Annotated in this window: 24 protein-coding genes; 5 read left to right on the plus strand and 19 right to left on the minus strand. The window is 52.2% G+C overall.

Annotation, left to right across the window (positions count from 1 at the left end):
* Position 1: 1 nt before the first annotated feature.
* From MKX64_RS23440 to MKX64_RS23450, 3 genes are all read right to left on the minus strand, one after another.
* Positions 2–1,318, minus strand: coding sequence for a hypothetical protein (locus MKX64_RS23440; RefSeq protein WP_341037627.1), 1,317 nt, complete (start codon positions 1,316–1,318; stop codon positions 2–4).
* 50 nt (positions 1,319–1,368) lie between these two features.
* Entirely contained in the window at positions 1,369–2,088 is a 720-nt protein-coding gene (locus MKX64_RS23445; RefSeq protein ID WP_095263697.1) for a phosphonate ABC transporter ATP-binding protein, read from the minus strand.
* A 136-nt stretch (positions 2,089–2,224) separates the two neighbouring features.
* Positions 2,225–3,415, minus strand: a complete 1,191-nt coding sequence (locus MKX64_RS23450) for an MFS transporter (RefSeq protein ID WP_341037630.1) — start codon at positions 3,413–3,415, stop codon at positions 2,225–2,227.
* A gap of 126 nt (positions 3,416–3,541) precedes the next feature.
* On the opposite strand from MKX64_RS23450, the gene MKX64_RS23455 reads away from it, so the two are divergent.
* Positions 3,542–4,459, plus strand: coding sequence for an ArsR/SmtB family transcription factor (locus tag MKX64_RS23455; protein ID WP_095263695.1), 918 nt, complete (start codon positions 3,542–3,544; stop codon positions 4,457–4,459).
* Between the two features lie 78 nt (positions 4,460–4,537).
* Positions 4,538–5,275, plus strand: coding sequence for an HAD family hydrolase (locus MKX64_RS23460; RefSeq protein ID WP_341037633.1), 738 nt, complete (start codon positions 4,538–4,540; stop codon positions 5,273–5,275).
* A gap of 269 nt (positions 5,276–5,544) precedes the next feature.
* Here the strand turns inward: MKX64_RS23460 and MKX64_RS23465 are convergent, their stop codons facing one another.
* From MKX64_RS23465 to pdhA, 8 genes are all read right to left on the minus strand, one after another.
* Positions 5,545–7,956 (minus strand): type IA DNA topoisomerase, encoded by a 2,412-nt coding sequence (locus MKX64_RS23465; protein ID WP_095398492.1) that lies wholly within the window; start codon positions 7,954–7,956, stop codon positions 5,545–5,547.
* 154 nt (positions 7,957–8,110) lie between these two features.
* Positions 8,111–9,598, minus strand: a complete 1,488-nt coding sequence (locus tag MKX64_RS23470; RefSeq protein WP_341037635.1) for a glutamate synthase subunit beta — start codon at positions 9,596–9,598, stop codon at positions 8,111–8,113.
* Between the two features lie 329 nt (positions 9,599–9,927).
* The gene (locus tag MKX64_RS23475; protein ID WP_155617807.1) at positions 9,928–10,428 is read right to left on the minus strand and encodes a dihydrofolate reductase; all 501 of its coding nucleotides are present in this window, start codon (positions 10,426–10,428) and stop codon (positions 9,928–9,930) included.
* An 88-nt stretch (positions 10,429–10,516) separates the two neighbouring features.
* The gene (gene thyA, locus MKX64_RS23480) at positions 10,517–11,311 is read right to left on the minus strand and encodes a thymidylate synthase (protein ID WP_155617808.1); all 795 of its coding nucleotides are present in this window, start codon (positions 11,309–11,311) and stop codon (positions 10,517–10,519) included.
* Between the two features lie 166 nt (positions 11,312–11,477).
* Positions 11,478–12,899, minus strand: coding sequence for a dihydrolipoyl dehydrogenase (gene lpdA, locus MKX64_RS23485; protein WP_095263689.1), 1,422 nt, complete (start codon positions 12,897–12,899; stop codon positions 11,478–11,480).
* A gap of 3 nt (positions 12,900–12,902) precedes the next feature.
* Positions 12,903–14,216 carry a dihydrolipoamide acetyltransferase family protein gene (locus MKX64_RS23490; protein WP_095263688.1) on the minus strand — a complete coding sequence of 438 codons (1,314 nt, stop codon included), beginning with the start codon at positions 14,214–14,216 and terminating at the stop codon, positions 12,903–12,905.
* Between the two features lie 29 nt (positions 14,217–14,245).
* A complete protein-coding gene (locus tag MKX64_RS23495; RefSeq protein WP_095263687.1) occupies positions 14,246–15,223 on the minus strand; it encodes an alpha-ketoacid dehydrogenase subunit beta in 978 nt (325 codons plus the stop codon).
* A 140-nt stretch (positions 15,224–15,363) separates the two neighbouring features.
* A complete protein-coding gene (gene pdhA / locus MKX64_RS23500; protein ID WP_095263686.1) occupies positions 15,364–16,431 on the minus strand; it encodes a pyruvate dehydrogenase (acetyl-transferring) E1 component subunit alpha in 1,068 nt (355 codons plus the stop codon).
* Positions 16,432–16,703: 272 nt separating this feature from the next.
* On the opposite strand from pdhA, the gene MKX64_RS23505 reads away from it, so the two are divergent.
* Positions 16,704–17,438: an alpha/beta hydrolase gene (locus MKX64_RS23505; RefSeq protein ID WP_095398495.1), complete on the plus strand. Its 735-nt coding sequence runs from the start codon at positions 16,704–16,706 to the stop codon at positions 17,436–17,438.
* Between the two features lie 474 nt (positions 17,439–17,912).
* Here the strand turns inward: MKX64_RS23505 and MKX64_RS23510 are convergent, their stop codons facing one another.
* Together MKX64_RS23510 and MKX64_RS23515 are read right to left on the minus strand one after the other, a co-directional pair.
* Positions 17,913–18,377: a low molecular weight protein-tyrosine-phosphatase gene (locus tag MKX64_RS23510; RefSeq protein WP_095263684.1), complete on the minus strand. Its 465-nt coding sequence runs from the start codon at positions 18,375–18,377 to the stop codon at positions 17,913–17,915.
* A gap of 20 nt (positions 18,378–18,397) precedes the next feature.
* Positions 18,398–19,045, minus strand: a complete 648-nt coding sequence (locus MKX64_RS23515; protein WP_095263766.1) for a trimeric intracellular cation channel family protein — start codon at positions 19,043–19,045, stop codon at positions 18,398–18,400.
* 141 nt (positions 19,046–19,186) lie between these two features.
* Here MKX64_RS23515 and MKX64_RS23520 point away from each other — a divergent pair, with 141 nt between their 5' ends.
* Entirely contained in the window at positions 19,187–19,831 is a 645-nt protein-coding gene (locus MKX64_RS23520) for a thiamine diphosphokinase (protein WP_095263683.1), read from the plus strand.
* Positions 19,832–20,100: 269 nt separating this feature from the next.
* Complete coding sequence (locus MKX64_RS23525) at positions 20,101–20,598, plus strand: C40 family peptidase (protein WP_095263682.1); 498 nt, start codon at positions 20,101–20,103, stop codon at positions 20,596–20,598.
* A 61-nt stretch (positions 20,599–20,659) separates the two neighbouring features.
* Here MKX64_RS23525 and MKX64_RS23530 read toward each other — a convergent pair whose 3' ends face one another.
* From MKX64_RS23530 to MKX64_RS23555, 6 genes are all read right to left on the minus strand, one after another.
* On the minus strand, positions 20,660–21,370 hold the full coding sequence (locus MKX64_RS23530) for a response regulator transcription factor (protein WP_244908075.1): 711 nt from the start codon (positions 21,368–21,370) through the stop codon (positions 20,660–20,662).
* A 186-nt stretch (positions 21,371–21,556) separates the two neighbouring features.
* Positions 21,557–22,621: a ThiF family adenylyltransferase gene (locus MKX64_RS23535; protein WP_341037838.1), complete on the minus strand. Its 1,065-nt coding sequence runs from the start codon at positions 22,619–22,621 to the stop codon at positions 21,557–21,559.
* Positions 22,622–22,898: 277 nt separating this feature from the next.
* The gene (locus MKX64_RS23540; protein WP_155617810.1) at positions 22,899–24,464 is read right to left on the minus strand and encodes an ABC-F family ATP-binding cassette domain-containing protein; all 1,566 of its coding nucleotides are present in this window, start codon (positions 24,462–24,464) and stop codon (positions 22,899–22,901) included.
* Positions 24,465–24,597: 133 nt separating this feature from the next.
* Positions 24,598–25,590: a hypothetical protein gene (locus MKX64_RS23545; protein WP_341037641.1), complete on the minus strand. Its 993-nt coding sequence runs from the start codon at positions 25,588–25,590 to the stop codon at positions 24,598–24,600.
* Complete coding sequence (locus MKX64_RS23550) at positions 25,577–26,131, minus strand: hypothetical protein (protein ID WP_341037642.1); 555 nt, start codon at positions 26,129–26,131, stop codon at positions 25,577–25,579. Before MKX64_RS23550 ends, MKX64_RS23545 begins: the two co-directional genes overlap by 14 nt.
* 4 nt (positions 26,132–26,135) lie before the next feature.
* The gene (locus MKX64_RS23555) at positions 26,136–26,531 is read right to left on the minus strand and encodes a hypothetical protein (protein ID WP_155617813.1); all 396 of its coding nucleotides are present in this window, start codon (positions 26,529–26,531) and stop codon (positions 26,136–26,138) included.
* Positions 26,532–26,538 lie beyond the last annotated feature (7 nt).

A 26,538-nucleotide genomic window follows, 5' to 3' on the forward strand; every position in this document is an offset into this window, starting at 1 on the left:
TTTAGTTCCCCTTTCTTTCGATAGGAGCCACATTGTTGCTTGGCTTATTCTCTTTTTTGGTAAACTTCAAATCCCCGTGGCTGCGGTAGGCAATGACCCGGTTCTTATCTCTGATCAGCACGTTCCAGCCCGGATCTGCTTCAGCCCACTGGGTCATGTTGAAGAATTGAATTTCCGCGACCGACTCCCCCGTCTCCGTCTTAACAAAGTTCAAATAACTTTCCTTGTTGGATTCCGGCGTGATCGTAATCTGGTTGTAGAGCTCCTCCGGAAAATTCAAATAGAAACGGTTGTTGATATCATGATAACGCTGCAGCACGAAGTTCAATGTGCCTTTTTTGCCTTCCTCGGACAGCTCCCCGTCCCACTGATAATACGTAGTGAAATACGGAATTTCCTCATACAGCCTGCTTTCCCATCCGACCGGCGTCTCCGGCACCCCGATCTCCAGAATGCTATCGCCGTTAATATCCTCGCTATCGATCGGAAACGGCTTATAGGTCATCGAGTCATCCTTAATGACATCGATAAACTTGTTGTCCTCCATAATGATCAGCTTGGTAAAGGAATCATTCGAGGATACGAGCGTATCCAGTATAATCCCTTCTTTATCCTCCGCCACTTCTCCTGCGACAATATTGTAATAACTCTCCACGTTAGACCCAAGGTCCAGCCGGTCGATTTCACTAAACGTCTTATCGAAGATGTTATATTGATACGTCACAATATAGGACAGTTCGTTCTTCTGGAGGGATACAACCGTAAGATCGTTGGCGCCGTCTCCGTTCATATCTCCGATCTCAAAGTGCGTATAAGGAAGAGGAACCAGCTTCTCCAGCGCATCGCCTGTAAACTGATAGACGATCAGCCCATTTTGCAGTTCCCTGTCCCCGCGCGAGAAACCGGCCACAATCTCATAATTGCCGTCGTTGGTCAGGTCCACGAAATCGAATGATTCCAGTACGGTCCCTTCCCCGTCAAAATTCAGCTTCTTTACCCAGGTGTCGCCCTGCTGCTGCAAAATCATACCGTGCACCTGAATCTCTTCATCCGGCGTCTGGTAGAAGACTACCGCCTCAAGAATGCCGTCATTGTTCAGATCCTCGATCCGGATCTGACTGCTGTCCGTATCGCTGCGCGGCCTCAGAATCGATGCCCCTGTTGGAAGCTGAGACTGGATCACCCCGTTAAGCGAAGCTTTGTCCGCAGGCAAATCCGGCGTTTTAATCAAGGATATCGGGTCCTCAATGAAGGAGCAGCCGCTCAGCATGATGACGAGCAGCAAAGACGACAGAGCCTGCACTATTTTGTGTCTCAATCCTTATCAACTCATTTCTATTATAAGCGCCATTGTGGGCGACTATGGTTTTACAGCCTGGCTTTCTCGCCATGTGTCAGCCTTCTGCCGGTGACATCCACCACAATTTGACCATCGGCCAGCCCGATGATGCGGGTGCAGAATTTCTCGGCCAGCTCGATCGGAATGACCGTGATGACCGTCAAACGTTCCTCCTCGCATAGCGATTTCAACGTCTTCAGAACATGCTCGGCAGAGCCCGGATCAAGTCCCATCACCGGCTCATCAGCCAGAATGACCTTCGCGCCATGCACAAGGGCACGGGCAATCGCGATGCGCTGCTTCTCTCCCCCGCTCAGCTCTCCGGCCTTGCGATGCGCTTTGTCAAGCAGCCCCAGATGCTCAATCGTATCCATCGCTCCCATATAATCATCGGAACGGACCATGCCGGTCACCATCCGCCACCATGGGGTCTGGCTCGCTTGTCCGATCAGTACGTTCTTCAGCGCGGTCCGGTTCACATTGAGCGTCGGATTCTGCTCAAGATAAGCCCACTCCCTCTTGATTGTCCGTTTCCCCGAGGGATTCATCATATCTTCTCCGTCAATGAGCAATTTGCCGCCGTCCCATCGTTCCTTCATCGCGAGGCAGCCCATCATCAGACTTTTCCCGCTTCCGCTGGCACCGATCAATCCGATCATTTCCCCGGTTTCCATCTGGAAGCTGATATCTTTGAGCACAGGGGTTCTATCAGGTCCAACTGTCTTCTTAAGCCGTTCCACTTTGATCATCTATTCGTCTCTCCCGTCAAGTGCATATTCCTACTCTCTAGTTTAGAAGAAAGCGGCGGCAAATTCCATGAGAACACATGTTCCCTTTGGTGCCGTGCCCTCTTGATATACCAGTAGATGCAGCTGACAAGAGACTCTATAGCGATTCTTGATCCGCGGTCGATTTCTTTACCTTAAATAATATGCCGGTACATGCGAATAAAATGTATAGTCCGCCAAGAAGTACAAACATGCCGCCATTCCAGCCGGTCCCGAGGATCGCCCCGCCTGCGTTCGGTCCGGCGATACTGCCGGCATTGAAGTGAAACGAAGCCACCACATTGGCTGCAGGCAGCAGCGTGCGCGGCAAAATATCTGCCGCATAGGCAAGTCCGAGCGAGAAGAAGGAACCGACGAATCCGCCGGCGATCGTCAGCAGAACCAGCGTCATCCAAAAACTCGTGCCCGCCAGCGGTATAAGCAGGAAGCAGAGTCCTCCGGTAATGCCGGCGAACGTCAGCACCCGTTTGCGGCCGAACCGGTCGCTCAACATGCCGAGCGGAAGCTGCAGCAACAACCCGCCAATGCCGACAAAAGGCAGCAGCGCCGCGATCTGCTCTACCGTAAACCCGGTGCGCAGGCCATATACCGGGAAACTGCTGTTGATGCCCGACTCCATATATCCATACAGAAACGCCGGAATTAACGCATACCAGGCCAGCCGATAGCTGGTGCGGTATCTTCCTCCTCCGGCCGTCTCCGTGCCCTGGCTCCGCTCCGGCTTCAGATCCGGCAGCTTAAACAGCACCACAACCAGCAGCAGCAAGAACAGAACTGCCAAAATAATAAACGGTACGGCCTCCCCGTATTTCAGCAGGGAGATGCCAAGCGGACCGATGCTGAATCCAATCCCGTAGGACATGCCGTAGAACGATATGCTTCGCCCGCGGTTCTCCGGCGTTGACATCATCAGAATCCACAGCTGTGACGCATAATGCAGCGCGCTGTCCCCGATACCAACCAGCAAGCGCAGCACGAACCACAGCGCAACGCTTGGGATTAACGGAAAAGCAAGCAGCGAGAGCATCACCAGCACAAGACCGGCGGCAATCAGTTTCTTGAAACCTACCCAGCCGAGCACCCGCTCGGCCACCAGCGTCATGGCGAAGGAGCCGACATACAGCGCCGCCGCGTTCAGTCCGTTCATCGTGGACGATATGCCCATCCGCTCCAGAAATATGGCCAGGACCGGAAGCAGCAGGCCTTGACTCAGACCTGCAGCAATCACAACCCCTATAAGTATAAAATAATGAATGTTCCCCTGCCGGGTATGTCCAGCTTGTGTCACGAACCACGCTTCCCCCTCTGTCATAAAAGCAAATAATCAAACAGCCAAATGAACATTATAGTGGACAACCCCATTCGATACAAGCCATAATAATTACAATGCCATCACTTGGGAGGGTACTTATTCATGACATATAAAGTTCATATCGATGTATCCACAGTATACGAGCTGGTCAGCAGCTTTATGGTATATGCAACAAGGAAGTGGACGGACAATCTGGACATTGGCAAACAGCTCATTACGCGAATGGATGCCTGTCTGCCCCAGCCGGTGCGCGTGCAAATGGGCGAAGCGCGCTTCTGGCCGCTGGCCGATTATGATGTGCTGTACGCCATCGTTATGCTGAGAGGAGAGCATGATGAGATTCCGGACTTTCTGCACTGGCTGGAAACCTCATCCTCCGATGAGCTGCATCGCCTGCTCGCCGAGCATATTTCCTGGCTGACGGCGGATGAAACGAACCGAATTCGCACAAGCTATACACCGCTATTAAAGCTGTGGCACGAGCATTATTTTGCCGAAGTAGAGAGCGATCTTCGCCCCCTGCTGCAAGAGGATGCCGAAGAGAAGCAGCTGCTCTTGACGAAGATGGATCCGGAAAACTTGATCGAATATGCCTCCAGCGGTGTCATTCTCGATCACGTGCCGCAGACAAACGTTACGCTGTTTCCAGGCACTCACTTTCGGCCGATCAACACATACTGCTTCTATGACAATCTGATTCTGCTCCAGTATCCGATTGATATTCCCGAAGAAGACGAGGATGAGCCGCCTGTCGTGCTGCTGCGCATGACCGAAGCGCTGGCGGATCCGGAGCGGCTGAAGCTGCTGCGCTATATCGCCGATGAGCCGAAGGCCGTATCGGAGATGGCGGTCGAGCTTGGACAGCCCTACGAAACGCTGATGCACCATCTGATGATTCTAAGAGCGGCAGGACTGCTTCGATCCCATCTGAAATCCGAGAATAACGAACGATTCAGCCTGCGGCCGGACGGCGCGTCAGAGCTGCAGATGTTCCTGGAGAATTATATTCGTCTGTCCTAAAAGGCGGTGTGCTGGGCCTGTCACCGATAAGAGGATGAAGCAATTTTATATTTTCCTGCACCGAGAAGGAGATCACTTATGAACCAACAATCGCAGCATCTTATCTTTGATTTGGATGATACATTGATTCATTGCAATAAATATTTCGAGCTTGTTCTGGGAGAATATTTCGAGCAGATGACCACTTGGTTTGAGCCGTACGGGCTTACCACCGAACTCGTTCGTGCCAAGCAGATCGAAATCGATGTGGCCGGCGTGAACAAGGTGGGCTTCGCCAGCGTGAACTTTCCTGAGTCGCTCATTGCCACCTACCGCTTCTTCAGCGAACAATACGGACGCGAGTTGAACGAGGAAGAAGAGAAGCAGCTGTTCTCGCTCGGAATGAGCGTGTATGAACAGGAAGTTGAGGCTTATCCCGGGATGGTCGAAACGCTGGAGCGGCTTCGCGGCGAAGGCCATCACCTGTATCTGTATACCGGCGGGGAAGCTCGGATCCAGCAGCGCAAGATTGAGCAGATGAAGCTTGCCGATTATTTTGACGATCGTATCTATATTCGCCAGCACAAAAACGTAGAAGCGCTTGAGAACATTCTCACGCTGAAGCATTTCGATCGCCATTGCACCTGGATGATCGGCAATTCGTTGCGTACCGATGTTTTGCCTGCCCTGTCGGCCGGCATCAACTGCATCTATATCGAGCAAAAGCTGGAATGGGAGTACAACCTCGTTGAAATCAACGTCAAGCCGCATCATGTGCTGTACACCGTATCCGCCCTGACCGAAGTGCCGGAGGTCATCCACAACCACCTCACGTAGTACCTGTCGTCATTGAGGCATCGCCTAACGCTGCCTCAAGCGAACATCTACTCCAGGGGTTTGGAATGGAAGACGTAACGCTGGCGTGAGAAGCAAGCAGCACCTATATAGCTATACCAACTGTCAGCACAAACAGGGCTGCCTGAAAGGTCATTGCACATTGACCGATCGGCAGCCCTGTTGTATGCGTGCTGTTCAGTGTTGATCACACTCGACAAGCGAGCGGATGAATGAATGGAGCACAGGATGAACCCGTACGTGCGCACGATTTACCGCGCAGCTTCATTTGCTGCCTCTGGCTGCAGTGCCAGCTTGCCATCCCCGGTAGCGCTTAGTACAATCCGCGCCTTATATGAAGATCCGTCCTCCCGCTTGAACGACAGCAGCTGTGTTTTCCCTTGGGACAGCAGCGATTTCAGCATCGGATGCGAAATTTTTTTGCCGGCAAACTCCTTCCAGATGACAAATCCGCAGCCCTGCTTGAAGTGCGTGCAGCCATAGCCCTTGCGGCCCTCGATAATCTGACCGCCGCAGCCCGGCTTCGGGCAGATGCCGAAGGTCTCTCTTGCCGCAGGAGGCACCGGCTTGCTTGCAGCAGACAATCTGGTATCCTGCATACGTTCTGCTTGACCACGTAATTGCCCTTGTGCAGATCCTTGAATACGAGCTTGTTCCCGTACCTGTCCGGTATCCTGACCAGGACCAGCATCGTTCGTTCGCGTCGTGCGGCCCTTGGCCGTACCCGAGCCCGCAGTCGATGCGGCTTTACCGCCTCTGCCTCCGGCACGCCCCTTGCCTTTCGCGCGATCCTTCTCCGATTCAAACATCGACGGCGGGGCAGGTCTTTGCGTCGACACCTTGCTGATGATCGAAAGTGTAAACTTCTGCACATTGTGCATGAAATGTTCCGCAGACGCTTCCCCTTTGGAAATCTGGTTCAGCCTCCGCTCCCATTGCCCGGTCATCTCCGGTGACGCCAACAGCTCGACGCCTGCATGCCGGATCAGCTCCACCGCGGATCTCCCTTTTTGGGTCACGGTGATCCGTTTGCCCTGCATCGTAATATAGCCAACCTTCTTCAGCCGCTCAATCGTGGCTGCACGGGTTGCCGGCGTGCCGAGCCCGCTCTCCTTCATCGCATCGCGAAGCTCTTCGTTTTCAATCGATTTGCCCGCGCTTTCCATCGCTTTCAGCAGCGTCCCCTCCGTATAACTTTTGGGCGGCTGGGTGGCCTTCTCCTTTACTTCGGAGCGCTTGCACTGAACCGGAAGCTCCGGCTGGATCACAAACGGGCGATCATTCCATTCCAGCGTTTCTTCCTCCTCATCCTCTTTGCCTTTCTTGGATGATTTGGACCGCTTCTTCTCCTTCTCCCCCTGCTCCTTCTCCAACAGCACCTTCCAGCCGAGAGACAGCAGCTCCTTGATGTTGGTCTTGAAGGTCTCCTCTTCCACCTCTGTCATAACCGTATGCTGCTTATACATCGCCGGCGGGTAGAAATGGGACAGAAAACGGATGATGATCAGATCATAAATCTGCTGCTCTTCCTTGCTCAACGTGCCCGGACGCTTCAGCGTCGGCAGAATTGCATGGTGATCCTCGACCCGCTGCGGATTGCAGACCGCCCTGTTGTTTTTATGTACCCGGCCCGGCTCTGCCGCTTCCGCCATCTCCTTATACGGTGTCGATTTCAGCATGTGCAGCGCTTTATGCATCCCGTCGATATTCTGTTCGTTTACATAGTTGGAGTTCGTACGGGGATAAGAGATCACTTTATGCCGCTCATACAGCGCTTGGGCAATGTCCAGCGTTTTTTTCGCGGAATAGCCGAACTTCGCGTTCGCTTCACGCTGAAGCAAGGTTAGATCATACAGCTTGAACGGATATTCCTTCGTCTCCTTGACTTCATACTTTGCAACTCTTCCGGTTTTCCCCTTCACCTTGCCTGCAATCTCATCGGCCTTCTCCTTCGAAGTCAGCCGCTCTCCCTGCCAGGTTCCTGCATACTCCAGTTCATCCTGCTGGAACAACGCCTTCACATCGTAAAAGGTCTGCGACTCAAACGCCTCAATCTCTTTCTCACGGTCATAGATCAGCGCCAGAACCGGAGTCTGCACCCGGCCCACGGACAGGAGCGTATGATGCTTGGTAGTAAACGCGCGGGATGCATTCATGCCGATCAGCCAATCCGCTTCGCTGCGCGCTCTTGCCGCTTGGGTCAGATATTCAAATTCCGCGCCATCTCTCAGCTCGGCAAAGCCTTTGGCGATGCTTTCGGCTGTCAGGTCGGAAATCCACAGTCTTTTGACCGGCTGGCTGAGCTTTAACTGCTGCTGGATTAAGGCAAAAATATACTGCCCCTCGCGCCCTGCATCACAGGCGTTGACAATGCTGCTGCAGCGTTTGGCCAGCTCGCCGATCACTTTCAGCTGATCCTTCGTTTTCGGGTTTGGCACGATCTTGAAGCGCTCGGGAATGATCGGCAGATCGTTAAAATTCCATCTTTTATACTTCGAGTCATACGCCTCCGGTTCGGCCAAACCGACCAGATGACCGATCGCCCATGTGATGATGTACTGCTCCCCTTCCAGATACGTCCGATTGTTCTTGGCCCGGGGTTCAATCACGGCGGCAATATTGCGCCCCATATCCGGCTTTTCGGCAATGACCAGCGTCTTCAATTCGACTCTCCTCCTACTACCACACAGAAACTTATCTTAAGCCGTTTCATTGTCGATATTGGCAAGATTAAACATATCCTTGCCTCTAAAAAAGGACTTCGCCAGCGCGAAGTCCTTATCTGTATCTATTAATATATCATATTTTCGGATTGGATTAAACCAAAACCGTAGAGCCCATCAAATACTTGTCAACCTCGCGAGCCACCTCGCGGCCTTCGTTGATCGCCCATACAACCAGGCTTTGGCCCCGGCGCATATCCCCGGCAGCAAACACCTTGTCAACATTGGTGGTATATTTGCCGTAAGGCGCCTTCACGTTCGTGCGGCGGTCTGTCTCCAGCCCCAGCTGCTGAACCAGCGTTTGCTCTGGTCCGTCGAAGCCGATTGCGATCAGCGCCATCTGAGCCGGGAATACTTTTTCCGTGCCCGGAATCGGCTGATAGATTTTGCGGCCGGTTTCATCCACGATCCGCTCGATTTGAACCGTATGAAGCTCTTTCAGGTTGCCGTTCTCGTCGCCGACAAATTTGGTCGTCATGATCGAGAACTCACGCGGATCTTCGCCGAACAGCGCCTTCGCTTCCTCATGTGCATAATCGAGGGTATACACATTCGGGAATTGCGGCCACGGGTTGGCAATCGGATCGCGCTCCAGCGGTGGACGCTTGTGCGTACCGAACTGGGTGACACTCCGGCAGCCGTGACGAAGTGCGGTTGCCACACAGTCAGAGCCGGTGTCCCCGCCCCCGATGACGATAACGTCCTTGTCTTTAGCGGAAATATAATTTCCATCCTGAAGACCGGAGTCAAGGTAGCTCTTGATCGTGCCATTCAGGTAGTCCATCGCATAATGAACGCCTTTCAAATCGCTGCCTTCAATGTTGAATTCACGCGGCTTTGTTGCACCACCGCACAGAACGACCGCATCATACTCATCCACAAGCTGCTGTGCCGGGATGTCTTTGCCAATCTCGGTGTTCACCACGAACTCCACGCCTTCGGCCGCCAGCAGATCCACACGGCGCTGTACAACGCCCTTGTCCAGCTTCATCGACGGAATGCCGTACGTAAGCAGTCCGCCTACCCGGTCGGAACGCTCGAACACGGTCACAGAGTGGCCTGCTTTGTTCAGCTGGGCCGCTGCAGCCAGACCGGCAGGTCCGGAGCCAACGACGGCGATACGACGCCCTGTGCGCTTCTCAGGCGGCTCAGGAACGACCCAGCCCTCTTCGAAGCCCTTGTCAATAATCGCCTGCTCAATCGATTTGATCGTCACGGGCTGGCCGATCAATCCTACCGTACAGGAGCCTTCGCAAGGCGCAGGACACACGCGTCCGGTAAACTCAGGGAAGTTGTTGGTCTTGTGCAGACGCTCCAGCGCTTCTCTCCACAGCCCGCGGTATACGAGGTTGTTCCATTCCGGAATCAAATTGTGAATCGGACACCCGGACGTTCCGCCAATCATGTCGATACCTGTGTGGCAGTATGGCGTACCACAGTCCATACAACGTGCTCCCTGGGTCTGAAGCTCTTCTTCTTCTAAATGTTTATGAAACTCTTCCCAGTCTTTAACGCGCTCTGCCGGATCCCGGTCTGCCGGTAGCTGACGCTGATATTCCATAAATCCTGTTGGTGTTGACATACTGCTTTTACCCCCATCCGTTCTATCACTGGTGAAATACATGTACAAAATATCATATCATAAATCAACAATAACCGATCGATTTATATCGAAGAAACCGTGAAGAAGCTGATACAACTTTTTTATTTATGCCAAGTAAAATTTTTATCAGTCTGTCGAAAGCTTGCGGTTCCTGGCTAAATAAACAACTTCATGTATAAACATTAGAGATATAGTAGCACTTCACTTTTTGCATGTTAAATGGATTATATGCATGATCATTTGTATTTTCCGACTATAAAAGTCTCTATCGGCGATAGTAATATCAGGGAGCAGGAATTTATGGCCTCTTATTTGCGAACCTTGCGCTCATAGGTGACAAAGCGATAGCGGTATGGATTGTTCTCGTCCGTGATGCCCCGCACCTCTTCCACCACCTGCCATTCCTCCCAGTTCACTTCCGGGAAGAAGGTGTCTCCTTCAAACGCATGGTCGATAAAAGTGACATAGAGCCGATCCGCTTTTGGCAGCATGAGCTCATAGATTTGCGCACCGCCGATGACCATCAGCTCCTGCTCGCCCTCATAAGCGAGCGCATCTTCCAGCTCATGGATAACGATGCCTTCCTCCGGCTTCAGCTGAAAGCCCGGATCGCGCGTCAGCACAATGTTGGTCCGGTTCGGGAGCGGCTTGCTGCCGAACGATTCCCATGTTTTCCTACCCATCAGGATCGGCTTGTTCAGCGTCATTCTTTTGAAATACGCCATATCTTTCGGCAAATGCCACGGCATGCCTCCATTTCGGCCAATCACCTGGTCTTTCCCCATTGCCCATATCATCGATATCGTCATAAACAACCTCCTTTCATCATCAACTGCGGGGTTCTCCTGCGCGGGTCATGGATGCAAGATAAGTCTGATCCGCACGTTGCGTGTCTGTTTAGACGGCTACCTCTGCTTTGATCGTTGGATGATGCTGATAACCCTCAAACTCGAAATCTTCATATTGGTAATCGAAAATGCTATCTGGCTTGCGCTTGATGATCAGCCGCGGAAGCGCGTACGGCTCACGCGCAAGCTGGGTCTTCACCTGCTCCAGATGGTTGAGATAAATGTGTACATCCCCGCCGGACCAGATGAATTCTCCTGGCTCAAGATCACATTGCTGGGCGACCATGTGGGTCAGGAGCGCATAGCTGGCGATGTTGAACGGAAGCCCGAGGAACGTATCCACCGAACGCATCGTCAGCATGCAGGAGAGTTTGCCTTCGGCTACATAGAACTGAAATACAAAATGGCATGGCGGCAGCTTCATATTGTCGATCTCCGCCACATTCCATGCGCTGACCATATGGCGTCTGGAGTCCGGGTTGTTCTTGATGGCTTCAATCACGTTTGCAATCTGATCGATTTTACGGCCGTCCGGGGCCTCCCAGGCGCGCCACTGCGAGCCGTACACCGGGCCCAAATCCCCGTTCTCATCCGCCCACTCGTCCCAGATGCGCACCCCGTTCTCCTTCAGATAATGGATGTTCGTGTCCCCTCTGAGGAACCAGAGCAGCTCATGCACCACAGACTTGATGTGAATCCGCTTCGTTGTCACAAGGGGGAAGCCTTGGGATAGATCAAACCGGAGCTGACGCCCGAAAACCGACAATGTTCCGGTCCCGGTGCGGTCCTCTTTCTTCACGCCATTGTCCATAATATCCTGCAGCAGTTCCAAGTAATTTCTCATCCTACAACCTACCTTCTTCGTCCTGATGTCTTAGCTCATAGTTTATCATAACGCTACTTTTCGGTCACATAAATTGATATAAAAAAAGACTGCCCAGGCCAGGTCATGACAACCCGGCCGAGGCAGCCTCCGTATAGAACACATGAGGTCCTTGATGAATCAGTCCTTACTTGCGCGGTGCTACCACGTGAATTGGATGGCCAAGAACAAGCTCGGCACTTTCCGCCACGATTTCACCAAGCGTTGGGTGAGCATGGATAGTCAATGCGATATCCTCAAGCGTTGCACCCATTTCGATTGCGAGACCAAGCTCGGCAATCAGGTTGGAAGCTTCGATACCTGCGATGTGAGCACCCAGAACAAGACCTGTTTCTTCGTCAGCAACGATTTTCACGAAGCCGTCAGGGCTGTTCAAGGACAATGCGCGTCCGTTACCCGCAAACGGGAACTTCGCGGATTTCGCTTTGTAGCCTTGCTCTTTCGCTTGCGCTTCCGTCAGACCTACGCTGGAGCATTCTGGATCTGTGAAAGCCACTGCCGGTACGCATTTGTAGTCCACCACGGATGGCAGGCCTGCGATTGCTTCAGCAGCCACTTTACCTTCGTAGGAAGCTTTGTGTGCCAGAGCTGGTCCAGGAACAACGTCACCGATCGCAAAGATATGCGGATGGTTGGTGCGTCCTTGATGGTCAACTTTGATCAGACCGCGATCGGTCATTTCGATGTTGATCAGATCAAGGCCAAGCTCTCCGTCCGTGTTAGGACGACGGCCGACAGTCACCAGCAGGTAGTCTGCGGTCACTTCTTTCGTTTCGCCGTTAACGGAGTACTTCACAGTCACGTCCTTGTCGGTTTGCTCTGCGCTTTCCGCTTTCGCGTTAGTTACGATTTCCACGCCGGTTTTTTGCATGTTCTTCGCAACCAGTTTGGTCATATCCGGATCGAATCCGTTCAGGATGGATTCCATACCTTCAATGATGGTTACTTTCGTGCCGAATTTGGAGAACATTTGACCCAGCTCAGCACCGATGTATCCACCGCCGATCACGATAAGGCTCTTCGGCAGTTCTTCAAGCTCAAGCGCTTCGGTGGAGGACAGAATCCGTCCGCCAAACGGGAATGCTTTCAGCTCGATTGGACGGGAACCTGTAGCGATGATGCAGTTTTTGAAGCGATAGCGCGGAGACTCGTTTTCATTAAACACACGCGCTTCGTTCTCGTTGATGAACATGCACTCGCCTTTGAAAATTTCAACCTTGTTGCCTTTCAGCAAGGAACCAACGCCGCCGGTCAGCTTTTTGACAACACTGTTCTTGAACTCCTGTGTTTTGCTGAAGTCCACGCTTACGTTTTCAACGTTCACGCCGAACTGGCTTGCATGGCTAGCTTGCTCAAATTGATGAGCAGCCGAGATCAGCGCTTTGGAAGGAATACAGCCGCGGTTCAAGCACACGCCGCCAACCTCGGATTTATCCACGATCAGTACCTTTTGACCCAGCTGGGCGGCACGAATCGCCGCCACGTAACCTCCAGGTCCAGCACCAATGACTAGTGTATCGATATCAAGAGAAGCATCTCCTACTACCATTAGTTACACCTCCATAACAAGCAGCTCAGGGTTTGCGAGCAGCTCTTTAATATAGTTCATAAAGTTTTGTGCTGTTGCACCATCGATGATGCGGTGGTCGAAGCTCAGGGACAGCGCCATCACTGGAGCAGCCACAACTTCGCCGTTCTTCACAACGGCTTTCTCCGAGATACGTCCTGTTCCGAGAATCGCAACTTCTGGGAAGTTGATGATCGGAGTGAAGAACATACCGCCAGCGGAACCGATGTTAGTGATGGAAATGGTGCTGCCTTTCATTTCGTTCGGACCGAGTTTTCCTTCGCGTCCACGAGCAGCCAGATCACGGATGCTGTCAGCGATCATCCAGATGCTCTTACGGTCAGCATCCTTGATAACCGGCACGATCAGGCCGTTGTCTGTGTCAGTAGCGATACCGATGTGGTAGTACTTTTTGTATACGATCTCGTTCGCTTCTTCGTCGATCATCGCGTTGAGCGCAGGGAATTGACGGCAAGCCGCAACGAGCGCTTTAACGATGAATGGCAGATAGGTCACTTTCGTGCCTTTCTTCTCTGCGATTGGCTTCATGCGCGTACGGAACGCCACCAGCTCGGTTACATCCACTTCGTCCATAATCGTAACGTGCGGAGCGGTGTATGCCGATTTAACCATCGCATTGGAGATCGCTTTGCGGATGCCCTTGAACGGAACGCGTTCTTCTTCAGCACGTGCATCAACTGCTGGAGCTGCTGCTGCAGTACCGGAAGTCGCTTCTTGCGCAGGAGCTGCCGCTGCTGCTTGACCGCCGCCGTTCTTGAATGCTTCCACATCCTCGCGAGTCACTTTGCCGTTGTTGCCAGTGCCTTGCACTTGAGCAATGTCAACGCCTTGCTCGCGAGCAAACTTGCGAACGCTTGGCGTCGCCAACACTTCACGGTTAGGTGCAGCCGGTGCTGCTGCAGCGCCAGCTTCGCCCTGCTTCGCATCCGACGGAGCGTTTTGAGCAGGAGAAGAGGTAGTATCCGCACTGCCTTGAGCTGCGTCAGCTTCTTGAGCCGCTTGCTCGTCAGCATGACCGCCTTGATCCGGAATGTCACCTTCAGCATCGATAACAGCAACAACTTCACCGACACGGCACACTTGACCGTCCTTGGCAAAAACCTCCTGAACCGTACCGTTTACGGGACAAGGAACTTCCACGACTGCCTTGTCGTTCTGTACTTCCATGATGATGTCGTCGTCTGTTACTTTGTCGCCAGGCTTGATGTGCATTTTGATGATTTCACCTTCATGCAGCCCTTCACCCAGCTCTGGGAAACGATATTCAAATTTTGCCACTGTAAAACCTCCCTAGAAATTTGCTGCGATTAGAAATTCAAGACTTTGTTAACGGCCTCTACGATGCGTGCAGGAGTAGGCAGCCAGGCATCCTCAATTTGAGCGAATGGATATACAGTATCCGGCGGTGCAACGCGAAGCACTGGGGCTTCCAGATGCAGGATCGCCTTTTCGTTGATTTGTGCAATCACTTCGGCAGCGACGCCGGAAGATTTCTGCGCTTCCTGAACGACGATAGCGCGGTTTGTCTTCTTAACAGAAGCCACGATCGTGTCAATATCGATAGGAGAAACGGTACGCAGGTCGATAATCTCGGCTTTAATACCGTTCTTTTCAAGCTCTTCAGCTGCTTTGGCAGCGGTGTGTACCATCATGCCATAAGCGATAATGGTAACGTCGGAACCTTCGCGAACAACATTCGCCTTGCCGATCTCCACCGTGTAGTCACCTTCTGGAACTTCCGCACGGAAGGCATGGTACAGGTTCAAGTGCTCCATGAAAAATACCGGATCGTTGTCACGGATTGCCGAGATCAACAAGCCTTTGGCATCGTATGGGTTGGAAGGCACTACAACCTTAATACCCGGAGATTGTGCAAGCAAACCTTCAAGCGCATCGGTGTGCAGCTCAGCCGCTTTAACTCCGCCGCCGTATGGAGTACGGAATACGATTGGCGAGTTGTAACGGCCGCCGGAACGGTAACGCATGCGAGCTGCCTGTACGACCATCTGGTCCAGCGCCTCAAAAATAAATCCGACGAATTGAATCTCGGCAATCGGACGGAAGCCCTGAATACCAAGACCGACAGCCAAACCGCCGATTGCGGATTCAGCCAGCGGCGTATCGAATACGCGCTCTTCCCCGAATTCTTTTTGAAGGCCTTCGGTTACCCGGAAGACACCGCCGACATGACCAACGTCTTCACCGAAGACAACAACGTTAGGGTCGCGGCTCAATTCAACGCGAATCGCATCGCGAATCGCTTCTTTCATGTTCATTTGTGCCATTGCTTCATTTCCTCCTTAGACATTACAGTTCACATAAACTTTCGGAATGTGTGCTTTATATCGCTCGTCAGCCAGATCAACGCACTGGCATCAATATGCTACCAAAGGCTTCATACCGCGGCATGAAGCAGCAGCCGATTTTATTTAAAATCAGCTTTTTGCTCTTCAAGATCATGCGGTGTATGTTCGAACATGCTGTCAATCAGACCAGGGATGGTCATTTTCTCGGTTTGCTCAGCCTTTTTGATCTGTTCGTTCACTTTCGCTTTTGCTTCCTCTTTCACGCGAGCTGTATCCTCTTCGGTCCACAGTCCTTTCTTCTCCAGATACTTCGCAAGACGCGCGATTGGGTCCTTCTCGTTCCACTCGCCTTCTTCTTCCTTCGTACGATATTTCGTAGCGTCGTCAGACAGGGAATGCGGACGGAAACGATAAGTTACAGCTTCGATCAGCGTGGCGCCTTCGCCATTACGAGCGCGCTCAGCAGCATCGCGAACCGCTTTGATAACAGCAAACACGTCCATACCGTCAACCTTCACGCCAGTAATACCGGCTGCAACAGCTTTGTGAGCGATCGAAAGCGCTGCTGTCTGCTTGGAGAAAGGAGTTGTAATGGCATAGCCGTTGTTTTGTACAAAGAAAATAACCGGCAGCTTGTAAACTCCTGCAAAGTTCAGACCCTCGTAGAAGTCGCCTTCGGAGGAACCGCCATCACCGGTGTATGTGATAACAACTTGCTTTTGCTTCTTCAATTTGTAGCCCATTGCAATCCCCATCGCGTGCAAAATTTGCGCACCGATGATGATTTGAGGCATAAGCACGTTCACGCCCTCAGGAATTTGTCCGCCATGCTGATGGCCGCGGGAATACAGGAATGCCTGATAAAGCGGGAGGCCGTGCCATACGATTTGCGGCATGTCGCGGTAGCCCGGGCATACGAAATCGTCTTTCTCTAGTGCGAATTCACTTCCGATCATCGTAGCTTCTTGACCGGATACAGGCGCATAAAAACCGAGACGACCTTGACGGCCGAGGTTAACGGCACGATCGTCCCAAGTACGGGTAAATACCATACGGTACATAATCTCTTTCAATTGATCATCGGATAGTTCTGGCAGAAGATCTTTGTTTACGATTTCGCCGTCCGGGGAAAGTACGGATAGAGTTTCCACTTCCTCGGTGTATACTTCATAAGGAACCTTGGTCATTTTTTTCACCTCAATAAATATTTGAATATCAAGTTCCGCTGTTATAGAATTATTATACACCTGTTTTATTGCTTTCGTCAAAGAAATACGGCGTTAAATTTAATATTTCTTGACTTTTGTATGTATAACAGGGCGTTGTTAATACTATAACAGTTGTAAAAACTACGGGTAACACAGCAGGGTGATCCTGCAACAGGCGCAGCTTGCGAACCAGGTACATTTTAGCTTATTGTATACAGCTTTTCAAAAACTAACCCAAAAGGTGATCACTCATGACGAATGAACGATTATTGAAACGAACCATTGTAAAGGAGGTCATCCACAGTCGCCATCTCCAGGAAGATCGGACCCTCCGCATCTACCTCCCGCCCGGCTACAACGAGGTGCTCAGCTATCCGGTCGTCTATTGCCAGGACGGCGAGGAATTTTTCAACTTTGGCCGCATTGCCACCTGGGCCAATCAATTGATTCTCGAAGAAGGCTATGAGCCCTTCATCATCGTGGGCGTGGAAGTGAACACCAAAGTCCGCACAGAGGAATACGCGCCGTTTGGCAGCCGCTTCGATGCGTATCTGTCATGCTTCGCCGAAGAGATTATTCCCTTTATAGAAGAAAAGTATCCGGTTCGCCGCGATGCATCTGAACGTGTGCTGGCCGGCGACTCGCTCGGCGGAAGCGTATCGGTCCATCTCGCACTGCAATATCCGGAGCTGTTTACACGTGTGATCAGCCTCTCCGGCGCTTTTTACGAGAAATCCCAAAGCATGATCTCCATCCACAGCGACCTGTCCTGGCTCGATGTCTACATGATCGTTGGCTTGCAGGAGGACAGCTATGCAACGGACACGGGCGTGTATAACTTTGTCGAGTTAAACCGCACGACCAGGGATCTGTTTGAAGAGCGGGGTGCCACAGTATCCTACTCCGAGAAGGACGGCCGCCACATCTGGGGATTCTGGCAGAAGGAGCTGCCGGACGCCCTTCGTTACTTCCTGAAGGCCGAGTAACATACCTCGGCTTCGGCCAGCGGCCCTTTAGGGGCCGCATTTCTTTTCATAGCATGGATAAAAAAAGATGAACAAACGCGCATTAACGGGATAGAGAACCTGGACCGGCTTCAGCCGGGTGACCTCACTCTATAATCCCAAGAAAAGCCTGGTGCCCAAGTGTTCGCCCTTTCGGGTAGCCAGCCGCAACTTTTCTTTATGGAATGTGCATTGTTCATCTTTTTTTGACCCCCTGTCTCATACCTGACCGAGAAGCCTCCCATATGATCACAAGACTTGTCCGCTCCAATGGTTCGCCCCTATGGATATAAGCTTGCCCCCTTCGGAAGAACCGCCAGCTACATAGGATAAGCGCTTACAATTTGCTGTGATGAAAAAAGCTTGTCCTCTGCTCCTGCATAGAGCAGCCCAGCTTTCTTCATACCCGATTCGGGGAACGAGTCCCTTTAAGCATACATCTTATATTCGAAACGATTATAGCTTTTCCGCAACGATTTTGTCCAGCAGGATGTCACATCCGGCATCAATCAGTCGATACACCTCATCAAAATTGCCGGTGAAATACGGATCGGGCACCTCGCGCAGCCGTTCTTCCGGAAGCAAATCCATGAATTTCATAATTTCCGCCTCCGCTCCGCCAGTCAGCTTGCGCAGGTTACTGATGTTGGAATCATCCATCCCGATAATATAGTCGAAATCGACCAAGTCCGACTCCTTCACTTTTCTGGCGACCATGCCTTCATAGCTGATTCCCCAGCGATCGAGCAGCTTTCGCGTACCCTCATGAGGCACATTGCCGATATGCCAATCGCCGGTCCCGGCCGAATCCACCTTCACCGCCCCCGACAGTCCCCGCTGTTCAATTTTGTGCCTCAACACCGCTTCAGCCATCGGCGACCGACATATATTCCCCAGACATACAAACAATACCGACACCAATTCCCTCTCTCCTTTCAGCATTACAGATTCAATTTACTGTTGGCGCTATCCGTCACGCTTCCCTGAGCCTGAAGGGACCGCCGCGGAAGCCTCCATTTATAATGAACCGACAGCATCCGAAACATAATGACCACGATAAAAAGCGTCAGCAGCTGCCATGTGGAGCTCGCGATTCCAAGTCCGATAACAGCGCCGCCGAGCATCGCCCATACCGCATAGATTTCATCCCGAAGCACCAGCGGTTTACGCCCAGCCAGCAGATCACGGACGATTCCCCCGCCGCTTCCCGTCAGGACAGCCGCCACAAGGACAGCGCTGAGCGGATGATTCATCTGGGCCGCATACAGCGCCCCCTGGATCGCAAACGCCGACAAGCCGATCGCGTCAAACAGCACCTCGGTTTTCTTCCAGTGCTGAATCCAGGCCAGCGGAAGGATAAAAGCAACCATAACAGAAACTAGCGCCAGCAGGATCAGATTCCCCTGACTCCATAAAGTTGTAACCGGAACGCCGATCAGCACATTGCGGATAATTCCTCCGCCAAAAGCGGTCACCATCCCGAGCACGATAACGCCCAGAATGTCATACTCTTCTTCCATGGCAACGAATGCCCCGGACATGGCAAACGCAATCGTGCCGATGATGCTGAAAAGGTCAAACACATGCAAGTCCAAAATTGATAGTTCCTTTCACTGCATAAAGATATACTTCTACCATTTTAGCCGCGCCTGCTGAAATTGTGCAAGCGTAGAATCTCTACTATACTATAGTACAATGGCAATTCCTACAACAAAGGAGGAATTCTAATCATGGACTGCACACGTGTTCTTATATTTACCGGTGGAGAATTGTCACCAACGTTTATTGATGAGATTAAACCCGATGATTACATCATCGGTGCCGACCGAGGCGCCCTGTTTCTTATTGAACACGGGGTGACGCCGCATCTGGCCGTCGGCGACTTTGATTCCATTACCCCCGAGCAGCTTGAGCTGGTCCGCAAGCAGAGCGGACAGGTGATCGAATGCGATCCGGTGGATAAAAACTCGTCCGATACGGAGATGGCCTTCGACCATGCGCTCGACCAATCTCCCGAATCGATTCTGATTCTGGGCGGGACAGGCTCAAGGCTCGATCATACCCTTGTCAACATTCATATGCTGATCCGAGGGCTTCAGCATCATGTGAAATGTTCCATATTGGACAGCTCCAATTATATTACCCTGACCGGCTCCAGCTGTATCGTGAAAGAGAGAGGCTATACTTATGTGTCGCTGCTGCCGCTCACACCCGAAGTGACCGGCATCGAACTGACCGGCTTTGAATACCCGCTGCACAACGCTACGCTGCGAATGGGACAGTCCCTTGGCGTCAGCAACCGGCTGCTCGGCGATGAAGGAACGGTTCAGATCGAAGGCGGATTGCTGCTCATTATTCAGAGTAAAGACAAGTAATCATTACTTTTTTGTCATCAAAAAATCCGCTCGTATCCACAGCTCTATTCATGACCAAAACCCTTGGCTCCCAAGGGTTTTTCTATTTTCATCAAATCTGAAAATGAACGAATTCTTAATATTTTGTAACTTTTAATGAGATTTTAATATTCCGCTTTCATTCCTTGCCGCCCAAGGGTTTGCGCGTTTTATCCAAATTATAGATGATTTCAAATCTGATATACTCGGTTCAGCGCAAAAGAAAACAACCAATATGGAGGTATTACATCATGACTCGACACAATTGGGCGAAGAAAGCTGTAGTCATCAGCCTGAGCGCAGCAATGGGATTCGGAGCCCTGCTGACCGTGGCTCCGGCAACCCCGGTAGAAGCCGCATCAACTAGCAAAGGAAGCCAAGTTGTTAACTTTGGCAAAAAATATATGGGAACGCCGTACAAATTCGGTGCGTCCACCAGCACAACCAAAGTGTTTGACTGCTCTTCATTCATGAAGCATATCTTTAAAAAATACGGTGTGGATCTACCCCGTACATCTGCGGCACAATCCAAAGTCGGCAAAGCCGTATCCAGAAGCAATCTTAGAACGGGCGACCTGGTGTTCTTCTCCAGCGGCAGCCGTTCAAACGGATCGAACGTCACACACGTGGCCGTATACATGGGCAATGGCAAAATTCTGCATACCTATGGCAAACCGGGCGTAACGATTTCCAACCTGAACTCGGGCACCTGGAACAAAACGTACGTGAAAGCACGCCGCGTACTGTAAGTCAAAGTCAGCAAAGACCGTCTTCCTGTTAGGAGGGCGGCCTTTTTCATGTTTCTTTCGATTATGTTCCGGCCTGCGCATCGGATGGCAGCGGTGTTTTCAACATATAACCCGCTCCGCGAACCGTGCTGAGCAGCTTCGTTTTATGACCTTTATCCAGCTTCTCCCGCAAATGCAAGATGTACACATCCACCACATTCGTTCCGGTATGAAAATCAAAATCCCACACATGCTTCAGTATTTCCTCCCGGGTGCAGACTTGATTCGCCCGCTTGGCCAAATAGAGCAGCAGCTTATATTCCCTCTGGGTCAGATGAATAAGCTCACCGCTCCGCACAACCTCGCGGCTTGACGGATCAATCCTTAAATCACCGATCTGGATCGTCCGCTCCTGTTCCTTCTGCCGCGCGTAAAAAAGCTTGAACACATTGGCAACCCGGGCCAGAAATTCGCGTTTATCCCCATGATCGGGAATATAATCATTGGCTCCCGCCTCCAAGGCATGGACCGCTTCGTCTGCGCCGTCATGACCGATGACGACGACCGGAAGCTGCTCCGCCCGGGCCTCCAGTCTGCGAACAAGGTCAAAATCGTTCATCCCCGGCAGGCCGCTGTCAATCAGCAGCAGCTCGGCCCCGCCGCTTTCGAGCAGCGTCAGCACCTCCGTCTGGTCGTAAGCCGTCACAACGCTGTATCCCGCTTCTGCCAATTCCTTGACATACCTGTCCGTTTTTTCACCTTGACCTGCAGCTACCATAATTCGTCTTTCCACAGGTCTTCGCCCCGCTTTCACCCTGATGTAGTACCGCTATAATACAGCTCTGGACTGTTTCATTGATCTAAGGTTGCACTTTTCTTGATTCCAACCCTTAGATTGCCGCAATACGAAAACATCCATTCCTCATAAATGAGAAATGGATGTGTTATACGGATGTGTACAGGCCCACCCTTTTGTCAGCTATCCTCCAATATACCGGTGGTAGATCGTGCGCGCCTCTGCGAGATCGGAAGTGCCGTGTATCAGCGCCCGGCCATCAGCAAAAACAACGATCCGCTTGTCTCCCAGTGAATACATGACCATGAACGGATTGGCGGCCGCCTTCCCTTCCCCCAGCGCGTTCAAACGTTCGGCCAGCTGGCTCAGGTTCAGCGCTACCCGGCGTGCCGGGCGGATCTGCACCGTATCGCGTCCGCAGAGCACTTCGCTCTTCTCTGTATTGACCGCCATCAGGTATGGATGGCTCGGCTTGTCACCGCAAGTCGGGCAGTCCTCCTTCCGCGCTTGCTCCACCCCGAACACCAGGGTTTCATTCCGCCACAGATCGAATGATACCATCTTGCCTCGTAACGTTTCCGGATGACCAGACAGCAGCTTCATCGCCTCCATCGTCTGGTGGGCGGCTACCATCTGTACCGCTTGCGGCAAAATGCCAGCCGTATCGCATGTGTCCCCCCCGAATGGGACAGCCCCCAGCAGACAGTTCAGGCACGGGGTTGCTCCAGGGCGAAAGGTGAAACTCATGCCGGTGCTGCCGACACAGCCGCCGTAGATCCAGGGGATGCTCTGCTGATAGCAATAATCATTGATGATCAGCCGAGTGTCAAAATTATCAGTCGCATCCAGAATGACGTCCACACCACGAGCCAGCTCTGTCAGCTCTCCTGCCCGCACATCCAGCACCCTGGCTTCAACTGTAACCTCGGAGTTAATCATGCAAAGTCTGCGCTTCGCGGCAACCGCCTTCGGTAACCGCTCCCCGGCATCCTGTTCGGTGAACAGCTGCTGCCGCTGCAGATTGCTCCACTCCACATAATCCCGATCCGCCAGCGTCACCTTGCCTACCCCGGCCCGGACCAGCGTCTCTGCGATCGCGCTTCCGAGCGCTCCGGCGCCGACAATGAGCGCATGGCTCTGCTTTAACCGCTGCTGCCCCTCCTTGCCAAACGGAGCGAAGCGCTCTTGTCTGGAATAACGGTTCAAGCGCTCTTCATCGCTGGGACCATAGGCTCCCGAATATAGCATTTGCTGCTGTTCATCACCATTTGCAAAAGGTTTGCTTTCGTCACGGTTTTCGTCATGGCTTTCGATTTGCATTCGTTTCGTTCCCTTCTCCCAGGCTTCCTTATATCCTATTAGGATACCACAGTTGCAACAGCGGTCACACCGTGCTTGCGCATAGACATGAATTGCCCTCTCAGTCAGCACATCGCTAACGGAGAGGGCAATCTTCAGTTATTGCTTATGGGATGTAAGGTGCGTGTCCGGACGATTCCCCCCTGACCTTGCACCGGTTAACCCGTTACTCTGTTTTCACCTGTTTGCTCGTAGACCAGTCTTCCACATTCCAGGTTTTTGTCACCCAATCCTCATAAAAATCAGGTTCATGGGATACGAGCAAAATGGTGCCTTTGTATTCCTTAAGTGCCCGTTTCAGCTCTTCCTTGGCCACAACATCAAGGTGGTTGGTAGGCTCGTCAAACAGAATCCAGTTGCTTTCACGCATCAGCAGCTTGCACAGGCGCACCTTCGCCTGCTCACCACCGCTCAGCGCTTTAAGCGGACGGGTAATATGTTCGTTCTTCAAGCCGCAGCGGGCCAGATGAGCACGCACCTCATGCTGGTTCAGATGCGGGAACTCATTCCACACATCGTCAATCGGCGTAATATTTCCAGGTCTGACCTCCTGCTCGAAATAAGCAGGGAACAGGAAATCCCCTTGATACACCTTGCCGCTTACCGGCGGGATTTTGCCGAGAATCGTCTTCAGCAGCGTCGATTTACCCACACCGTTGCAGCCGACAATGGCAATCTTCTCGCCGCGCTCAATCGTCATGCTCATCTTCGGCAGAAGCGGCCGATCGTAACCAATCTCAAAGTCAATCCCTTCAAACACCGTCTTGCCGCTGGCACGGGACTCCTTGAAATTAAACACCGGCTTGGCTGCTTCTTCCGGACGATCGATCCGCTCCAGACGCTCAAGCTGCTTCTCGCGGCTTTTCGCCCGGCCGGAGGTGGAATAGCGCGCTTTGTTTCGCTGGATGAAATCCTCCTGCTTCTTGATGAACTCCTGCTGCTTCTCGTAAGCTTCGATATGCTGGTTCTTGTTGATATCGGCCATCTCCAGAAACTTCTCATAGTTGGCCGTATACCGGGTCAGCTTGGCAAACTCGAGGTGATAGATAATATCGACCACCTGATTCATAAACTCCGTATCATGGGAGATCAGAATGAACGCATACGGATAAGACTTCAAATATTGCGTCAGCCACTCGATATGCTCCACGTCCAAGTAGTTCGTAGGCTCGTCAAGCAGCAGCACGTTCGGCTTCTCCAGCAGCAGCTTGGCCAGCAGCACCTTGGTCCGCTGTCCCCCGCTCAAGGTTGCAACATCCCGGTCAAGACCGATGACAGACAATCCGAGACCGTTGGCCATCTCTTCAACCTTCACGTCAATGAGATAGAAGTCACCGATCTCCAGCTGCTCCTGAATTTCACCCATCTGCTCCAGCAGCAGCTCCAGCTCTTCCGGAGAAGCATCGGCCATTTTCTCGGTAATCTCCATCATTTCCTTCTCCAGCTCCAGCAACGGCAGGAACGCATCTTTCAAGACGTCGCGCACCGTTTTACCAGGCGTCAGCTTGGTGTGCTGGTCCAGATAGCCGTAGCGGACCTTGGGCGTCCACTCCACCTTACCGCTGTCCTTCAGCTGCTGTCCGGTCAGAATATTCATCAATGTCGACTTGCCGACACCGTTTGCTCCGACCAGCCCGACATGCTCGCCAGCCAGAAGGCGGAAGGAAACATTCTTAAATAGAACGCGATCCCCGAAGTTATGGGATACGTTCTCTACTGTCAATAAACTCATGGCGTATGATAGCTCCTTATATAAAATAAACTCATGATGTATTCATGATGTTTCTGCTTGACACATACACATTCACACTCAAGAGTTTATTGTAGCATAGAAAGAACCGTCGCCGAAACTACCATTTTTCGAGTTATATCACCCCGGGATTCGAACAGCTTCTTTCCATGTAGCCTGCGGCAGCTGCCGCTTTCGGTCCCGGGAACACTTCCATCGCTTCGAACGTATATGGACAAGAGCTGCGATAGTAATATTTCAGCCCGCTGACCGGATCAACGCCGCCGACATAGACAGGCGACTTCACCAGCCTTCCGCCACCCAATGCATAGTTATTGTAGTGCTGTTCTCCTATCGGCAGCCCTTGGATGAAAGCCATCATCCCCACATCATCCACCGTATTCATCCACTCTTCCTGCGGTATGACAGGCAGCGCAAACCGGTACGAAACGCCGTTTCGCAGCGCCAGCTCATTATGGCGGCTAATATAGTACGCAAGGTCTTCCTGCACGGCATTTACAATCGCCCTTCTCCGCACCTGATCAAACCTATCCTTATCACCGAGCAGCGTAACAGATGTATCGTGTGCAAGCTCTGACCTGAAACCCGAAAGCCATCTTCCCGAGCCGGACTCGTACACCTCTACATATTCGTCCAGCGAAAAATGAACGCTGCTTCCCTCGCCATCCGTCCAGGCAAACGGGATTTTCGGTGTCCATTGATGCTGAAGCAGCGATTCCCCGCCGGGGCCCTCGTAATCCTGAAGCGCATAGACATAATACCCGTCATAATCGATAACCGCTACTGCCGGAATGTACCACCACAATGCTTCCTGGGCCACGGGATCCTCCCCGATGCCCATATTGTGATACAGCGTTCGAGAGAATGCCTCCAGCGCCTGCTCTTTATCAACTCTCGTGTATTTAAGCGAAGCATAGGCAGCCTCATACTGCTGCGCCTCGTTCGCATTCAGCACCGCCGCCCCATCCTGGACAGCGGTTCTGAGTGCCGAGGTATACGTCATCTCCACGTACCGAACCTGCTCCAGACTGTCTGATCGCATGCCAAGAATGAGAAACACAGGGAAAAAAATCGCTGTAAACGCAATGGCCAGATCAGTAATCTTCATTGAGCACCAGCCCCCCATATGGAAAAACGATCGCTGCCTTGTCACCGGAATAGGAGCCTGTCAGAGCGTCCATAAAAATTTTGCCCGGCGTGCGGTTGATGCTGCGGACCTGGATTTGAAACATATCGCCCGCCGTCAGATGGTACACCCTGCTGCTGTCATCCAGCGGCGCGGTGGATTCGGGAAACAGATAGCGGATCAGGTCAGCATGATAGTAATGATCATACACCACCATATAGCTGTTCCGGAACGAGCTCGGATTGGCTGGATCATCATACACTGGATGATACTTCTTGTGCTGATGCTCCATCTCGATGTCATATACATTCCCCGTGGCTTCAAGCTCCCTTAGAAAGTCATTGTACATCGTCGGCGTAATATACCCTTTCGTGCGGACGCTGTCCACAAATTTGGTTGCCGACTGATACACCACCATTCGGGACAAATCATCCTGTCGCCTGGCCAGCTCTGCCGAGGGCACCACATACATCAGAAGCAGCGCCAAAAAAGCGGCGAACAGTTTCGATACGCTATTGGACATGCCTTTACCTCACTTTTTCGAAACGAATACTCTCGATAAGACCATCTGCTCCCAGCCTGTAGGCCGCACTGTACTCGGCAGCCGTATCGATGATCGAGACGTCTGCAGTTTCCGGGTTGCTTCCGGCTGGAAACCGGACGCTCCCAACCTCAATATCGAAGTGCCCTTTCTCCACATCCCGAAGCGTGAACAATACTTCGCTGCCTCCGTAGATCATCGCTCTGCCGCGCTCCGCTCCGGGCACGGTGATGACTCCCGAATGCTGATCCTCGGTCAAGGCCAGACCTTTCTCTACACCCGAGCGGATACCCGACTGAATTTCGAGCGAGAACCAGCAAGCCGACAGGAACAGCATCGCCGAAACCGCGAACCCGATCATGCTTATCGTTTGTTCACGCATGGACATA

Origin of the sequence: Paenibacillus sp. FSL M8-0334, assembly GCF_038000405.1 — a bacterium.
Taxonomy (GTDB): domain Bacteria; phylum Bacillota; class Bacilli; order Paenibacillales; family Paenibacillaceae; genus Paenibacillus_AQ; species Paenibacillus_AQ campinasensis.

Bases quoted from the DNA above. Each gene is read 5' to 3' on its own strand.
- MKX64_RS23445 (WP_095263697.1), bottom strand. From the start codon at position 2,088: ATGATCAAAGTGGAACGGCTTAAGAAGACAGTTGGACCTGATAGAACC.
- MKX64_RS23455 (WP_095263695.1), top strand. From the start codon at position 3,542: ATGACATATAAAGTTCATATCGATGTATCCACAGTATACGAGCTGGTC.
- MKX64_RS23460 (WP_341037633.1), top strand. From the start codon at position 4,538: ATGAACCAACAATCGCAGCATCTTATCTTTGATTTGGATGATACATTG.
- MKX64_RS23470 (WP_341037635.1), bottom strand. From the start codon at position 9,598: ATGTCAACACCAACAGGATTTATGGAATATCAGCGTCAGCTACCGGCA.
- MKX64_RS23475 (WP_155617807.1), bottom strand. From the start codon at position 10,428: ATGACGATATCGATGATATGGGCAATGGGGAAAGACCAGGTGATTGGC.
- thyA (WP_155617808.1), bottom strand. From the start codon at position 11,311: ATGAGAAATTACTTGGAACTGCTGCAGGATATTATGGACAATGGCGTG.
- lpdA (WP_095263689.1), bottom strand. From the start codon at position 12,899: ATGGTAGTAGGAGATGCTTCTCTTGATATCGATACACTAGTCATTGGT.
- MKX64_RS23495 (WP_095263687.1), bottom strand. From the start codon at position 15,223: ATGGCACAAATGAACATGAAAGAAGCGATTCGCGATGCGATTCGCGTT.
- pdhA (WP_095263686.1), bottom strand. From the start codon at position 16,431: ATGACCAAGGTTCCTTATGAAGTATACACCGAGGAAGTGGAAACTCTA.
- MKX64_RS23505 (WP_095398495.1), top strand. From the start codon at position 16,704: ATGACGAATGAACGATTATTGAAACGAACCATTGTAAAGGAGGTCATC.
- MKX64_RS23520 (WP_095263683.1), top strand. From the start codon at position 19,187: ATGGACTGCACACGTGTTCTTATATTTACCGGTGGAGAATTGTCACCA.
- MKX64_RS23525 (WP_095263682.1), top strand. From the start codon at position 20,101: ATGACTCGACACAATTGGGCGAAGAAAGCTGTAGTCATCAGCCTGAGC.
- MKX64_RS23535 (WP_341037838.1), bottom strand. From the start codon at position 22,621: ATGCTATATTCGGGAGCCTATGGTCCCAGCGATGAAGAGCGCTTGAAC.
- MKX64_RS23540 (WP_155617810.1), bottom strand. From the start codon at position 24,464: ATGAGTTTATTGACAGTAGAGAACGTATCCCATAACTTCGGGGATCGC.
- MKX64_RS23545 (WP_341037641.1), bottom strand. From the start codon at position 25,590: ATGAAGATTACTGATCTGGCCATTGCGTTTACAGCGATTTTTTTCCCT.
- MKX64_RS23550 (WP_341037642.1), bottom strand. From the start codon at position 26,131: ATGTCCAATAGCGTATCGAAACTGTTCGCCGCTTTTTTGGCGCTGCTT.
- MKX64_RS23555 (WP_155617813.1), bottom strand. From the start codon at position 26,531: ATGCGTGAACAAACGATAAGCATGATCGGGTTCGCGGTTTCGGCGATG.